The organism is Corallococcus sp. CA047B, assembly GCF_003612065.1.
GTDB classification, from domain to species: domain Bacteria; phylum Myxococcota; class Myxococcia; order Myxococcales; family Myxococcaceae; genus Corallococcus; species Corallococcus praedator.
Map to the genome: position 1 here is coordinate 1 of NZ_RAWD01000108.1, position 13,372 is coordinate 13,372.

Below are 13,372 nucleotides of genomic sequence, written 5' to 3' on the forward strand. Positions count from 1 at the left end.
GGCGTGGTGCCGAACAGGGGCCCCACGCCCACGTAGTCCGCCCCCGCCGCCAGGGCCGCCCGGGCCCCTTGCGTGCCCCGCGCGGTGACGCCCACCAGCCGGCCGGGCCCCAAGAGCTCCCGCGCCGCCTCCGGGGGCAGGTCTTCGTCTCCCACATGCACCCCGTGCGCGTCCGCCAGGAGGGCCAGGTCCACCCGGTCGTTGAGCAGGCACAGCGCGCCCGCCTGCCGGCAGCGCGCCACCACCGCCCGGGCCGCGGCCAGGGCCTCCCGGGGCGGGGTGTGCTTCATGCGCAGTTGCAGCACCCGGGCGCCCCCGGCCAGCAGGCGCTCGGCCTTCTCCACCAGGGACAGCTCCGGGCGGAGGCTGTCGTCGCACAGCAGGTACGGGCCTCGGGGAAGCGCGGGACGGGGCGGGACGTTCATCGGTTCCAGGTGCCAGGGACAGCGGCGTTGACAGGCGCCCTTCCTGCTATAAGGTGGCGCGCTGTTTTCCAAGCAATTCCGAGGATTTGAATCATGGCGGATGGCATCAACCCGAAGCACCTCGACAAGCGCACCACCGAGCGCTACCAGCGCGGCAACCTGGAGGCCGAGGAAGCCTACAAGAAGCACCTCGAGGAGCTGCCGGACGTGGCCGAGAAGGGCGTCCCCATCGAGACGCTGATGGGCGACGAGGTCGACGACCTGGACGACGACGAGGACGACGACCTGGACGAGGAGGATGACGCGGACGACGAGGCGGATGACGCCGACGACGCGGAAGAGTCCGACGAAGAGGACAAGGCCGCCGAATGAGCCCTTCGGAGAAGCGGGGTGAGACCTTCGTGATGACGGGGGAAGCGAGCCCCGCCTCCGAGGAGTCGCTGTCGTTCAGCACCTTCGTCGTCGGCCTGGGTTCCGCCGTCCTCATCCACCTGGGGGGCGCGCCGAACCCGGAGACGGGCCGCGTGGAGAAGGACCTGCCCTCGGCCCGGCAGAACCTGGACCTCCTGGCGATGCTCCGCGAGAAGACGCGCGGCAACCTCACCGCCGAGGAGGAGAAGCTGGTGGACGGCCTCCTGTCCGACCTGCGCCTGCGCTACGTGGAGGCAAGCCGGAAGTGAAGCCTCCTGAAGTCAGCCGCCCGGGGGCGCTACCTCGGGGCCTGCGGTGGGCCGCGTCCATCTGCCTGGTGCTCTCCGCCCTGACGGGGATGCTCTCCTGCAACGAAGCCTCCGTCCTGATGGAGTTCGAGAAGCACCGCACGCTGCAGTTGGAGCGGGTGCCCACGCTGGGCCTGTTGGGCAAGGACCCCGCCTTCGCCCAGCGCATCGTGGAGGCGCAGCTGTCCGCCATGGAGCACGTGCGCGAGCCGCGCGTGGCCGTCCTCACCGGGCTCACCCTGGTGTGCACCCTGCTCTTCTTCGCCTCCAGCCGCATGCTGCGCGCGCCCGACGGCATGCCCCGCGAGGGCTTCCGGCAGCTGATTGGCACCGCGGGCATCCTCGCCGCCGTGCTGCGCACCATCGACGGGGCCCAGTGGACCGTGGTGGCCCAGCGCACCAGCGTCGTCATGGTGGAGGGCTTCAAGAAGCTGCCCGAGTTCCAGGACCCCGTGACGGCGGACCTGCTCCCCGTGGTCCCCTACCTGCTGATGGCCACCTCCGTGCTGCCCACCCTCCTGGTGGCCGGCGGCTTCGCCCTGCTCGCCCAGTACTTCCGCAGCGAGGGCGTGCGCGACGTCATCATCACGCTCGACGGGCCCACCGAGGACCCCTGATGACGCGGCGCGACGGGAAACCGCGCGCCAGCGGTCAGCCCGCGTCCGTCACCGCGCGGGGAGGCTGTGCGGGGCCCAGGAGCAGCGCATCCAGGGCCGTCATCGCGTCCGCCTCCGCGCTCGCGTCCGTGCCCTCCAGGGGCAGCACGCGGGCCAGCGGGGCCTTGGGGATGCGCAGCAGCTCGTCCCGGGTGAGGCCGAACACGTACGCCAGGTGGCCCATGGGCCAGCGCGACTGGAGGCGGGTGAAGACCTCGTCGTCCAGCTCATCCAGGGGGCAGGGCAGCTCCGCCTCCTCGTACACCACCCGCTCGCCACCCACCCGCCGGCCGTTGCCGTAGGCGATGACCTCCTCGCCCTCGTCCGCGTCGTACACGTAGGCGTGCACGGTGGCGTTGGCGGCGGCGGACAGCAGCCGGGCGAGCGCGTGGTGGGCCGTGTACCAGTGGGCGCCCTGCCGTCCCTGGGAGAAGGGCCCCAGGAAGGACAGACGCACCACCTTGCGGCGGCGGTTGATGGTGACGCGCAGCGCCGTGGCTCCGGGGGCGCTGTCCATCGACAGGGCCTCCCGGGCCAGACGCACCAGCGCCAGCCCGGAGAAGGTGTCGAGTCGAACGAGATAGCCGCCGTGCGCGTCCAGTGAAGCCCCCAGTGATGGGCGCCGCCTATAACCGACCCCCCCACCCCCTGGCAACTTCGCCACCACGAAAAGCCGGCTGCTTCCAGCAGCTCAAAGTATTCCGGGGAAATCGGAAGCCGCACGCCGAGTGTCGTCTTGCCAAGGGGGTTGCGGCTCTTACGTTCAAGGCATGCGACTCGACAAATACACGGTGAAGGCACAGGAGGCGATCCAGGAGGGTCAGTCCCTCGCCCGCCGGGCCGACAATCCCCACTACGAGCCGGAGCATCTGGCCACGGCGCTGCTGGGTCAGAAGGACGGCCTCGTCGAACCCCTTCTGCGCAAGATTGGCGTGGACGTGAAGCTGTTCGCGGGCCGCCTGGGTGACGCGCTGCAGAAGCTGCCGCGCATGCAGGGCGGCGAGAGCGCCATGCTCAGCCAGCGCCTGATGAAGCTCTTCGACAAGGCCGAGGACGAGGCCAAGGCGCTGAAGGACGAGTTCACCTCCTCCGAGCACCTGCTCCTGGCACTCACCCAGGACAAGGGCGCCGTCGGCGAGGCGATGAAGTCCTCGGGCGTGACGCGCGAGCGCGTGCAGGCGGGCCTCAAGGAGGTGCGGGGTTCGGGCCGCGTGACGAGCGCGGACGCGGAGTCCACCTACCAGGCGCTGGAGAAGTACGGCCGCGACCTCACGGAGGCCGCGCGCTCCGGGAAGTTGGATCCGGTCATCGGCCGCGACGAGGAGATCCGCCGCTGCATCCAGGTGCTAAGCCGCCGCACCAAGAACAACCCCGTCCTCATCGGTGAGCCGGGCGTGGGCAAGACGGCCATCGCGGAGGGTCTTGCCCGCCGCATCGTGGACGGCGACGTGCCGGAGGGCCTGAAGAACAAGCGCCTCATCACCCTGGACCTGGGGGCGATGGTGGCCGGCGCGAAGTACCGCGGCGAGTTCGAGGAGCGCCTCAAGGCCGTCCTCAAGGAAGTGTCCGACGCGGCCGGGGAGATCATCCTCTTCATCGACGAGATGCACACGCTCGTGGGCGCCGGGAAGGCCGAAGGCGCCATGGACGCGGGCAACATGCTCAAGCCTGCGCTCGCGCGCGGCGAGCTGCACTGCATTGGCGCGACGACGCTGGACGAGTACCGCAAGCACATTGAAAAGGACGCCGCGCTGGAGCGCCGCTTCCAGCCCGTGTTCGTGGGCGAGCCGTCCGTGCACGACACCATCAGCATCCTGCGCGGCCTCAAGGAGCGCTACGAGGTGCACCACGGCGTGCGCATCCAGGACACCGCGCTCGTCGCGGCGGCCACGCTCAGCCACCGCTACATCGCGGACCGGTTCCTGCCGGACAAGGCCATCGACCTGGTGGACGAGGCGTCCAGCCGCCTGCGCATCGAAATCGACTCCATGCCCACGGAGATCGACGACATCCGCCGCAAGGTGACGCAGCTCGAAATCGAGCGCGAGGGCCTGCGCAAGGAGACCGACCCGCACTCGCGCGAGCGCCTGGCCCACATCGAGAAGGAGCTGGCGAACCTCAACGAGAAGTTCAACACGTTGAAGGCGCACTGGGACGAGGAGAAGAAGTCCATCGCCGCGCTGCGCACGCTCAAGGAGAAGCAGGAGAAGGCGCGCAACGACCAGGCGGCGGCGGAGCGTCAGGGCGACCTGAACCGCGCCGCGGAGCTGAAGTTCGGCGTCATCCCGTCCCTGGAGAAGGACGTCGCGGCGCAGAACGCGAAGCTGGCGGAGCTGCAGAAGCACCAGAAGTTCCTCAAGGAGGAAGTGGACTCCGAGGACATCGCCTCCGTGGTGGCCAAGTGGACGGGCATCCCCGTCTCCAAGCTGCTGGAAGGCGAGATGCAGAAGCTGGTGCACATGGAGGACCGGCTCGCGCAGCGCGTGATTGGTCAGCGCAGCGCCATTGAAGCCGTGTCCAACGCCGTGCGCCGCGCGCGCAGCGGGTTGCAGGACCCGAACCGACCCATTGGTTCCTTCATCTTCCTGGGCCCCACGGGCGTGGGCAAGACGGAGACGGCGAAGGCGCTGGCGGAGTTCCTCTTCGACGACGACACGGCGATGGTCCGCATCGACATGTCCGAGTACATGGAGAAGCACGCGGTGTCGCGGCTCGTCGGCGCGCCCCCGGGCTACGTGGGCTACGAGGAGGGCGGCCAGCTCACGGAGGCCGTGCGCCGCAGGCCGTACACGGTGGTGCTCTTCGACGAAATCGAGAAGGCGCACCACGACGTGTTCAACATCCTGCTGCAGATCCTGGATGAGGGCCGGGTGACGGACAGCCAGGGCCGCACGGTGGACTTCCGCAACACGGTGCTCATCCTCACGTCGAACATCGGCTCGCAGGCCATCCAGGACGGCATGGCGGGCACGGAGGTGCTCAACGAGAAGACGCGCGGCGAGGTGATGGACGCGCTGCGCGGACACTTCCGCCCGGAGTTCCTCAACCGCGTGGACGAGGTCGTCGTCTTCGAGCCGCTGCGGCGCAAGGACATCTACCGCATCGTCGACATCCAGCTGGCGAAGCTCCAGAAGCTGCTCCAGGGCAAGCGCCTGGCGCTGGAGCTCACCGACGCCGCGCGGGAGCTGCTGGCGGAGCGCGGGTACGACCCGACGTACGGCGCCCGGCCGCTGAAGCGGGCCGTGCAGAAGTACCTGTTGGATCCGCTCGCGCTCAAGGTCCTGAACGGCGACTTCGCGCCGGGAGAGACCATCCAGGCGGACGCGGGCCCCGACGGGCTCACCTTCGCCAAGGTGCTGGTTGACAACTCCAAGGGCGTGAAGCCCGCGGCCGGATAGGCGCCCCACGCGCCGTCGCAGCACGAAAACGGGCTGCCCTCCACGCTGGGGGCGGCCCGTTTCCTTTCGCCGGCCTCAGGTGCGGCGGTGCTTGTCGTAGAGCGCGTCGCGCCAGGCGACGAGGTCCGGGAAGCGGGTGGCGAGCCCCTCGTGGGTCCACACCGCGCGCGTCCCCGGCCCCATGGGCAGGTGCCGGTCCGCCACGGGCCCCGCGAGCACGAGCATCACCGAGGCGGTGATGTCCGCGTAGGTGAAGGAGCCTTCCAGGTAGGGCCGGCCGCCCAGCGCCGCGCGCAGCTTCTCGAATGCGGGGACGACGGTGGACTCGATGAGCGCCTCGGTGCTGACGGGGACCTGGTGCTTGCGCATGACGAAGCGCATGCCCATGCGGGCGGTGGGCGCGAAAGCGCCGCGCAGCCAGCCCGGCACGAACTTCGGCAGCGCTTCGGCCTGGGCCTTGTTGCTGGCGAGCATGCGCGGCATCGCGTAGGTGCGCGCCACGTCCAGCACCTGCTCGCTGGTGTCGTTCCAGCGGGTGATGGCCGTCAGGTGCTCCGGCGGAAAGAGCGGACTGCCCTGGCCCAGTTCCTCGGCGCGCTTCGCGATGGCGAACGAGCCGTGGACGGCGGCGCCGGGCGGGTCGAGGAGCAGCGGCACCGAGCCCTTCACCCCGGGGGCCACCTGCTTGCGCAGCCAGCGCTCCTGGATGAGGGGGACGTAGTTGTGGAAACGGTAGGCGACGCGGTGGTGATCCAGGGCCCACCGGGCCTTCTCCGTCCACCCTGAATAGGCCAGTCCGACGAGGGTTCGCATAGGGGGCGCGACCCTAGCAGTCCTCGGCGTCTGTCTTCAGCGCTCGCGCAGGAAGGCCTCCAGTTCGGACACCCGCAGCAGCCGGGGCTCCGGCGTGGGGAGCACGGCGTCGCGGGCGGCGGTGACCAGGGCCCGGGCCCGCTCCGGCTCGCGGTGGGCCTTGCGCAGGGCGCGCGCCAGGGTGAAGCGGATGACGGCCAGCTCCAGGGGCGGGGCCTCCGTCTTCTCCCACTGCGCCAGGGCCTCGCCCAGCCACTGGCAGGCCCCGCTCGCGTCGCCGCGCTCCAGCGCCAGCTCTCCCAGCGTCTGTCCCAATTCGGGGTACGGCGGCGCGTCGGCGCCCGCGAGCTTGTGGTGCAGGACCAGGGCCTCCTGGGCCACGCGCCAGCCCTCCGCGAGCTGGCCTGCCCGGGAGAGCGCGCTGGCCAGGTTGCGCAGGGCGTAGCTCAGGTCGGCCTCCGCGCCCATCTCCCGCAGGAGGGCCACCGCGCGCTTCGCGGAGGCGACGGCCAGGTCCGGCCGGCCCATGCGCAGGTGGACCTCCGTCGCGTTCAGCGGCGGCTGGGCGAAGATGGGATCCTTGCGCCCGTCCAGGGTCGCCACTTCCCGCTCCGCCTCCAGCGCGTCGAGCAGCGTGAGCGCCTCCTGCATGCGGCCCTGGTTGATGATCGCCAGGGCCAGGTTGTTGCCCGTGCGCACGCGGTAGGTGGAGCCCGGTGGGAACTGCGCCTGGTACATCGTCAGGGCCTCGCGCAGCCGCCGCTCCGCCTCCGCGTAGTGGCCCAGGGTGAAGGCCACCGCGCCCAGGTTCGAGCGCAGGCCGATGACGTAGCGCACCGGCTGTCCCGGGCCGTACATGCGCTCGTAGCGGGCCAGGCTCTCCTGGATGCAGTCGCGCGCTTCCGTGTAGCGGCGCAGCTCCATCAGCGTGCTGCCCCGGTTGTTGAGCACCATCGCGACCTTCGGGTGGTCGGGGCCGTAGGCCGCTTCGAGCAGGGCCTGCGTGCGCAGGTTGTGCACGAGCGCCTCCTCGCTGCGCCCCATCTTGCGCAGGGCCGTGGACAGCAGCAGCAGGCCCCGGGCCAGGCGCGGGGAGTCCTTGCCGTACAGCCGCTCCTGGAGGGACAGGGTCTGCTGGAGCAGCGGCATCGCTTCCGCGGAGCGGGACTGCTGCACGAGCGAGCTGGCCTGCGACTCCAGCAGACGCGCCTCCAGGTCCAGGTTGCCTCCCGCGCGCTCCAGCAGGGCCCGGGCCTCCTCGGCGTGGACCTTCGCCTGATCCGGACGCTGGGCGACCTCCCCGTCGATGTAGACCTGATGCACCACGGCCTCGGTGGCGTGCAGGTCGTCGCGGCCCGCGAGCGACGCCAGCATCGCGCGGCGCAGCGTCATGGTGGCGGTCTCGTCGCGCAGCATGGCGCGCGCTTCGCCCTCCACGAGCAGGGCCTCGCCCAGCAGCGGCTTGTAGCCGAGGACCTCCGCCTCCGTGACGATGGGGCCCACGCGGTCCACCGCCTCCTGCCACCGGTCCGCGCTCAGCCGGGCGCGCGCTTCGTCGAGCTTCGCGTAGGCGGCCTTCACGCGGGCGGCGACCTCCGGACGCTCGGGCGGGGGCACCGGCTGCGACAGCGCCTCCACGTCCGCGCAGCGCGAGAGCGGGCTCAGGGCCTGCGCCGTCTCCGGGGCGCTCGCGACGCTGTCGCGGTCCGCGGTGAGCAGCACGTCCGTGAGCGCGCCCAGCTCGCGGCGCCGGCGCTCCAGGCAGTTCATCCGCAGGTCCATCACCGCCTCGGACTGGCTGCCGCGTCCCCGGGTGGCCTCGCAGGCCTGACGGCGGCTGTCGTGCCAGGAGGCGGCGTAGGCATCCAGCGCGCGCGCCACGGCCTCGTGCGCGGGCAGCGCGCCCGGCGCCCCCGTGGCCTGGAAGGCCTTGAGCAGCGCGGCCTTCCGGTCCGCGTCCCAGACGCCCACGAGCCGCAGCGGATCCTCCGCGCAGGGCGGAGTGCTCATCACCGCGAAGACGGTGGCCGCGACCGCGAGCAGCCCTGCCCCCACGCCCGCGACCGCCACCTTCTTGCTGAGGACGGGGAAGGCGGCCTTCTCCAGCGCGTCGAGCAGGGCCGCCATGGACGCATGCCGCGCGCCCGGATCCGGTGACAGGCCGCGCACCAGCAGCGCGTGCACGGCGCGTGGCACCGCGCCCCGGTTCGTCAGGCCCCCCTGCTCCGGCGACGGCGGCTTCTGCCCATGCAGCCCTTCGTACAGCGACACGCAGAAGGCGTACTGGTCCGAGCGTGCGTCGGCGGGAGCGCCCGCGAGCACCTCCGGCGCGATGTACCCGGGCGTGCCCGCGACGGCGGTGGCCGCGTTCGCGAGGCTCGGGGACACGCTGTCGCCCGTGCCCGCGCCGATGCGGGGCATTCCCCTCGAAGCAATTGGCGTGGCCGTCGCGGACTCCACGCGCGCCAGCCCGAAGTCCGTCACGCGGGCGCGGCCTTCCTTGTCCACGAGGACGTTGTCCGGCTTGAAGTCGCGGTGCACGACGCCCGCCGCGTGCGCCGCCGCGAGCCCCCTGCCCGCCTGGAGGTACAGCCGCACCACGTCGCGCCACGGCCGGGGCGAGGCCCGCAGGTGCTGGCGCAGGGTGCCGCCCTCCACCAGCTCCATCGCGATGAAGACCACGTCCCCGAACGTCCCCACGTCGTGCACGGTGACGACGTGCGGATGGCGCGTGCGCGCGGCGGCCTGGGCCTCACGCAAGAGCCGCTCCGTCATGCCCCCGGTGCCGCCCGCTTCGGGCAGCGTGCGCAGCAGCTTCAGGCCGATCCGCCGGTCGAGGCTCGGATCATAGGCCGCGTGGACGACGCCCATCCCCCCCGCGCCCAGCCGCTCCAGCACCACGTAGCGGCCCAGCAACGTGCCCTGCGCGATGAGCGGCATTCCCGACGCGGACAGGCGCGCGCCCGGAGACTCCGACACGAGCAGCACCGTGCGCGCGTGGTGCACGTCCGGCGCGGGGGCGGCGCGGATGCGCAGGAAGTCCGCCAGGGCCTCGCGGCAGGACGCGCACGCATCCAGGTGCGCTTCGGCGCGCTCGCGCAGGGCCTGTGACGGCACGCCGTCCGCGAGGTCGAGCAGTTCGACCTCCTCCAGGTGGGACGCGGAATCGGGCATGGACGACCTTCAGCCTTCCTTCAGGAGGGACGCGAGGCTGACATCCAGGCTGCCGTCCAGGACGCGCAACAGGCTGTCGAGCTGCGAGGTGTTCAGCGCGAGCCGCCGGGCCAGGCCCTCGCGGGTGGACTCGAGCAGCGCGTCGCGGGCCTTCGCCATCCACCGCGACACCGTGGAGGCGTGCACCTGGTGCAGCGCGCCCAGCGACTCCACGCCCAGGCCCTGCACGAGCCCCAGGCGCAGCAGGTTGCGGTCGCGCGGGGACAGGGCCGCCAGGGCCTCCGCGAAGGCGGCGCGGAAGGCGGGGCGGGAGCGGTGGCGGATGAGCTCCAGCTCCGGATCATGCGTCCCCAGCGTCGCGGCGATCACCGCGTCGTCCAGCGGGCTGGTGCGCTCCGGCCTGCGCTTGAGCGACAGCGCCACGCCCAGCGCCACGGCCTCCGCCCACCGACGCAGCGGCCCCCGGCCCGCGTACGCCATGAGGCGTGGCGCCCGGGTGCTGTCCTCCACCAGGAGCCGCAGGCGGGTGAGCTGGAGCACCTCGTCCACGAACGCGTTCGAGTCCTCCACGCGGCGCACCGCGCGTCCGGCGGGCACCAGCGCGGTGGCCTCCAGCGCCTCCAGCGCGGCCCGGTGCCCCTCCACCGCCGCCAGCGCCAGGTACAGGTCCTCGCAGCACAGCGCGGCCAGGGCGTCCCCCAGGGGTTCGCCCGCGGGCGTGTGCAGGCCCAGGTGCGCGGCGAAGTCGCCGGGCTTGAGCCACGGGCCGGACCACGCCTGCTCGCAGCGCGCGACGAGCTCCGTCAGCACCGGCGCGAGCCCGACTTCCTCGTCGGGTGAAAGGGTTCGCGCGCATCCCCCACGGAAGGCCGCGACCAGCTCGGAAGTAAGATTCGACATGGCGTCGCGGTCGGACCCCAAAGACCGACCGTCCCGGACGTTAGCGAACGGGCCGGACCCGGCGGAAGCCCCCTGCCCCCTGTGCTACGGACAGTGTCTGTACGAGGGCCCGACGACGGCTTCCGACCCGGGGAGCCCACCTGCTCGCGCGCTCACGGGCACAGCACACCTGACAGGTCTTTCCTGCGGCCGCCCACGAGCAAGTGACACCGCGCGGTCCACGGCACCCCGACGACAGCCCCACCCGGTCGGTTCCCCTCCGCGTGGGCTCGTGAATGAGGCGCCCAGATGTGGCAGGTGGCCCGTGACCCGCTCGCCAACGTGCGGAATCCGACAGGCCGCACCCTCGCAGGCGATGGTATGGGCCCGGACCGGCTTGGACGTTACGAGAGCCGCCAGGAGGAAGTGCGACATGAAGATTGGAATCATTGGCGCCGGCTACATTGGTGGAACCCTCGCTCGGCGTTGGGTCAAGCTCGGGCACGAGGTCGTGATCGCGAACTCGCGCGGGCCGGAGACGCTGCGTGAGCTCGCGACGGAGACGGGCGCGAAGGCCGGCACCATCACCGACGCGGTGAAGGGCGCCGAGGTCATCGTCGTGACAATCCCCGAGAAGGCGGTCCTCGACCTGCCCAAGGACCTCTTCGCGAACGTGCCGAAGGACGTCGTCGTCATCGACACGGGCAACTACTACCCCTCACGCGATGGCTCCATCGCGGAGATCAACAACGGCCTGCTCGAGAGCGAGTGGGTCGCGAAGCATCTCGGCCGGCCGGTCATCAAGGTCTTCAACAACATCTTCTTCAAGAGCCTCCTGGAGAAGGGCGCGCCCAAGGGCACGCCGGGCCGCATCGCGCTGCCGGTCGCGGGCGATCCCCCCGAGGCGCGGGCGAAGGTGCTCCAGCTCGTGGAAGAGCTGGGCTTCGATGCCATCGACGCAGGGGGCCTCGCGGAGTCCTGGCGCCAGCAGCCGGGCACGCCCTGCTACACCCAGGACCTCGATGCGGCGCGCTTGAAGCAGGCGCTCGCCGAGGCCGACCGCACCCGCATCCCGAAGTACCGACAGGCCGCTGATGACGCGGTGAAGCAGTACTTCGCCTCGCAGCAGAAGCACTGAGCAAGCCGGGCTTCGGCGACAGTGAGCATCCACCATGTCCCCGTCCGCCGAAGCCCCGCTGCTCATCACCGCCGAAGCAGATCCGGAGAGCTTCGCGCGCGTGGACGGTCTGCGCCGCCGCTACTTCCCACCCGAGCGCAACCTCATCCCCGCGCACGTCTCCCTCTTCCACCACCTGCCGCCCCGCGAACACGCGAGCGTGGAGGCCGCGCTCGAAGCCGTCGCCGGACGCGCGGCCCCCACGCTCCACTTCGGAAGGCTGCGCCGGCTGGGCGGAGGCATGGCGGTGGACGTGGACGCCCCGGGCCTGGGCGCCGTCCACCGCGAGCTGTCCCGCGCCTTCGCGCAGTGGCTCACGCCGCAGGACCGTCAGCCCTTCCGGCCCCACGTCACGCTGATGAACAAGGCCCCGCCCAGGGACGCGACGGCCGCCTTCGCGGAGCTCTCCGCGGGCTGGGCCTCCTTCGACGGGCACGCGCCGGCCCTGCTCCTCTGGCGCTACCTGGGAGGCCCGTGGGAGCTCGTGCGCCGCGTTCCGTTCACGCCGGGCCGCGCAGGATGAGCTGCTCCACCGTCGCGCGCACCGCCTGGAGCAGCGACGGATCCCTCACCGCGATGAAGATGGTGTCGTCGCCCGCCACCGTGCCCGCAAGCCCCGCCACCTCCTCGCGATCCAACGCCACCCCGAAGATCTGCGCGTAACCGGGCGCCGTCTTCAGCACCAGCATGTTGGGCGGCGCCTCGATGATGGCCACGCGCGGCGCGATGGCCGCGACCACCGGCGGAGCCTCCGTGCGCTGATAGCGCCCGTTCACCTTCTGCACGCTCAACTTCTTGAGCCGCCGCGACAGCGTGGACTGGCTGGGCGCGTGCCCCGCCGCCTCCAACTGCTCCTGCAGCACGGCCTGATCGGTGATCTCCTGCCGGGAGATGAGCTGAAGGATGGCGTCGTCCAGGTTCATTCACCTTCACCTTGCATGCGGCTGAATACGCACGCAAGGCGCATGAAAATCCCCAAGAATGTTCTTGCGCGCTGCGCCGTTCTGCATAATATCCGCGCCTCCTTGCTGAATATGCAAGCATTTCTGTGCATATTCAGTGATCCCCACCCATCCGGCGCGGCCGGGGGAGCACGAAGCCCATGAAGCATGTCACCCGCATCCAGGACCTGGGGCCGGAAGGCGTCGAGGCGGTCCTCTCGCAGGCGGCCGCGTGGAAGCAGAAGGACCCTGGGGCGCTGTTCCCCGGGAAGATCCTGGGCATGGTGTTCTTCAATCCGTCGCTGCGCACGCGCACCTCCTTCGAGGCGGTGATGCTGCGCGCGGGTGGGCACGCCATCGTGCTCGACGTGGGCTCCGGCGTGTGGAAGCTGGAGGACCGCCCGGGCGCGGTGATGAACACCGACCGTGCGGAGCACATCAAGGAAGCCTCGCCGGTGCTGTCGCGCTTCGTGGACATGCTGGGCATCCGCACCTTCTCCCAGGGTGGCGGTGACGAGGAGGACGAGGCCGACCCCGTCATCAACGCCTTCCGCAAGTGGGCCACCGTGCCGGTGGTGAGCATGGAGTCCGCGCGCGAGCACCCCTGCCAGGGCCTGGCGGACGCGCTCACGCTGCGCGAGACGTTCGGCACCACGAAGAAGCTCCCGGTGACGCTCACCTGGGCGCCGCACATCAAGCCGCTGCCCAAGGCGGTGCCCAACTCCTTCCTCCTGTCCGCGGCGGCCGCGGGCTGCGAGGTGCGCGTGGCGCATCCTCCGGGCTTCGACCTGCACCCCGCCGTTCGCGCGGAGGCGGAGGCGTACGCGAAGGCCACCGGCGGCAGCATCACCTACACGCACGACCAGGACGAGGCGTTGGTCGGCAGCCGCGCGGTGTACGCGAAGTCCTGGGGTCCCACCGCGGCGACGGCGAACTCGCCCGCGGACGTGGCGGCGCTGCTCGCGTCGTATTCCGGGTGGATGCCCACGCGGCGGCACATGGCGAAGGCCTCCAAGGACGCGGCGTTCCTGCACTGCCTGCCGGTGCGGCGCAACGTGGAGGTCTCTGACGAGGTGTTGGACCACGCGAGCAGCCGCGTCGTGGACGAGGCGGGCAACCGCTACCACGTGCAGCGCGCCCTCCTGGCCTGGATGCGCGGCGGCTGAAGTCCCACGCCGACCGCCCTTCCC

General features: G+C 71.3%; 13 protein-coding genes. 7 read left to right on the forward strand and 6 right to left on the reverse strand.

The window, feature by feature from the left end; genetic code table 11:
• A partial coding sequence (locus D7X74_RS18215) for a thiamine phosphate synthase (protein WP_199741847.1) occupies positions 1-425 on the reverse strand: 425 nt, incomplete at its 3' end.
• A 93-nt stretch (positions 426-518) separates the two neighbouring features.
• On the opposite strand from D7X74_RS18215, the gene D7X74_RS18220 reads away from it, so the two are divergent.
• From D7X74_RS18220 to D7X74_RS18230, 3 genes are read left to right on the forward strand one after another with little or no spacing between them, the layout of a single operon-like run.
• Positions 519-797 (forward strand): hypothetical protein, encoded by a 279-nt coding sequence (locus D7X74_RS18220; protein WP_120534237.1) that lies wholly within the window; start codon positions 519-521, stop codon positions 795-797.
• A complete protein-coding gene (locus D7X74_RS18225) occupies positions 794-1,105 on the forward strand; it encodes a DUF1844 domain-containing protein (RefSeq protein ID WP_120534238.1) in 312 nt (103 codons plus the stop codon). Before D7X74_RS18220 ends, D7X74_RS18225 begins: the two co-directional genes overlap by 4 nt.
• On the forward strand, positions 1,102-1,761 hold the full coding sequence (locus tag D7X74_RS18230; RefSeq protein ID WP_120534239.1) for a hypothetical protein: 660 nt from the start codon (positions 1,102-1,104) through the stop codon (positions 1,759-1,761). Before D7X74_RS18225 ends, D7X74_RS18230 begins: the two co-directional genes overlap by 4 nt.
• Before the next feature lie 34 nt (positions 1,762-1,795).
• On the opposite strand, the gene D7X74_RS18235 is transcribed toward D7X74_RS18230, so the two are convergent.
• Positions 1,796-2,467: a hypothetical protein gene (locus D7X74_RS18235; RefSeq protein ID WP_233595626.1), complete on the reverse strand. Its 672-nt coding sequence runs from the start codon at positions 2,465-2,467 to the stop codon at positions 1,796-1,798.
• A gap of 103 nt (positions 2,468-2,570) precedes the next feature.
• Between D7X74_RS18235 and clpB the strand changes: the two genes are divergently transcribed.
• A complete protein-coding gene (gene clpB / locus D7X74_RS18240) occupies positions 2,571-5,198 on the forward strand; it encodes an ATP-dependent chaperone ClpB (RefSeq protein ID WP_120534241.1) in 2,628 nt (875 codons plus the stop codon).
• 75 nt (positions 5,199-5,273) lie between these two features.
• On the opposite strand, the gene D7X74_RS18245 is transcribed toward clpB, so the two are convergent.
• From D7X74_RS18245 to D7X74_RS18255, 3 genes are read right to left on the reverse strand one after another with little or no spacing between them, the layout of a single operon-like run.
• Positions 5,274-6,011, reverse strand: a complete 738-nt coding sequence (locus tag D7X74_RS18245; protein WP_120534242.1) for a glutathione S-transferase N-terminal domain-containing protein — start codon at positions 6,009-6,011, stop codon at positions 5,274-5,276.
• A gap of 36 nt (positions 6,012-6,047) precedes the next feature.
• Complete coding sequence (locus D7X74_RS18250; RefSeq protein ID WP_120534243.1) at positions 6,048-9,185, reverse strand: tetratricopeptide repeat-containing serine/threonine-protein kinase; 3,138 nt, start codon at positions 9,183-9,185, stop codon at positions 6,048-6,050.
• 9 nt (positions 9,186-9,194) lie between these two features.
• Positions 9,195-10,085 carry a hypothetical protein gene (locus D7X74_RS18255; protein WP_147446607.1) on the reverse strand — a complete coding sequence of 297 codons (891 nt, stop codon included), beginning with the start codon at positions 10,083-10,085 and terminating at the stop codon, positions 9,195-9,197.
• Between the two features lie 412 nt (positions 10,086-10,497).
• On the opposite strand from D7X74_RS18255, the gene D7X74_RS18260 reads away from it, so the two are divergent.
• Positions 10,498-11,202, forward strand: a complete 705-nt coding sequence (locus D7X74_RS18260; RefSeq protein WP_233602157.1) for an NAD(P)-binding domain-containing protein — start codon at positions 10,498-10,500, stop codon at positions 11,200-11,202.
• Between the two features lie 34 nt (positions 11,203-11,236).
• Positions 11,237-11,764, forward strand: coding sequence for a 2'-5' RNA ligase family protein (locus tag D7X74_RS18265; protein ID WP_120534246.1), 528 nt, complete (start codon positions 11,237-11,239; stop codon positions 11,762-11,764).
• Here D7X74_RS18265 and D7X74_RS18270 read toward each other — a convergent pair.
• Positions 11,742-12,164 (reverse strand): arginine repressor, encoded by a 423-nt coding sequence (locus D7X74_RS18270; RefSeq protein ID WP_120534247.1) that lies wholly within the window; start codon positions 12,162-12,164, stop codon positions 11,742-11,744. The genes D7X74_RS18265 and D7X74_RS18270 overlap by 23 nt on opposite strands.
• Positions 12,165-12,343: 179 nt before the next feature.
• On the opposite strand from D7X74_RS18270, the gene D7X74_RS18275 reads away from it, so the two are divergent.
• Positions 12,344-13,348: an N-acetylornithine carbamoyltransferase gene (locus D7X74_RS18275; RefSeq protein WP_120534248.1), complete on the forward strand. Its 1,005-nt coding sequence runs from the start codon at positions 12,344-12,346 to the stop codon at positions 13,346-13,348.
• The last annotated feature ends 24 nt before the right edge of the window (positions 13,349-13,372 follow it).

Bases quoted from the DNA above. Each gene is read 5' to 3' on its own strand.
- D7X74_RS18220 (WP_120534237.1), top strand. From the start codon at position 519: ATGGCGGATGGCATCAACCCGAAGCACCTCGACAAGCGCACCACCGAG.
- D7X74_RS18225 (WP_120534238.1), top strand. From the start codon at position 794: ATGAGCCCTTCGGAGAAGCGGGGTGAGACCTTCGTGATGACGGGGGAA.
- clpB (WP_120534241.1), top strand. From the start codon at position 2,571: ATGCGACTCGACAAATACACGGTGAAGGCACAGGAGGCGATCCAGGAG.
- D7X74_RS18245 (WP_120534242.1), bottom strand. From the start codon at position 6,011: ATGCGAACCCTCGTCGGACTGGCCTATTCAGGGTGGACGGAGAAGGCC.
- D7X74_RS18250 (WP_120534243.1), bottom strand. From the start codon at position 9,185: ATGCCCGATTCCGCGTCCCACCTGGAGGAGGTCGAACTGCTCGACCTC.
- D7X74_RS18255 (WP_147446607.1), bottom strand. From the start codon at position 10,085: ATGTCGAATCTTACTTCCGAGCTGGTCGCGGCCTTCCGTGGGGGATGC.
- D7X74_RS18260 (WP_233602157.1), top strand. From the start codon at position 10,498: ATGAAGATTGGAATCATTGGCGCCGGCTACATTGGTGGAACCCTCGCT.
- D7X74_RS18265 (WP_120534246.1), top strand. From the start codon at position 11,237: ATGTCCCCGTCCGCCGAAGCCCCGCTGCTCATCACCGCCGAAGCAGAT.
- D7X74_RS18270 (WP_120534247.1), bottom strand. From the start codon at position 12,164: ATGAACCTGGACGACGCCATCCTTCAGCTCATCTCCCGGCAGGAGATC.
- D7X74_RS18275 (WP_120534248.1), top strand. From the start codon at position 12,344: ATGAAGCATGTCACCCGCATCCAGGACCTGGGGCCGGAAGGCGTCGAG.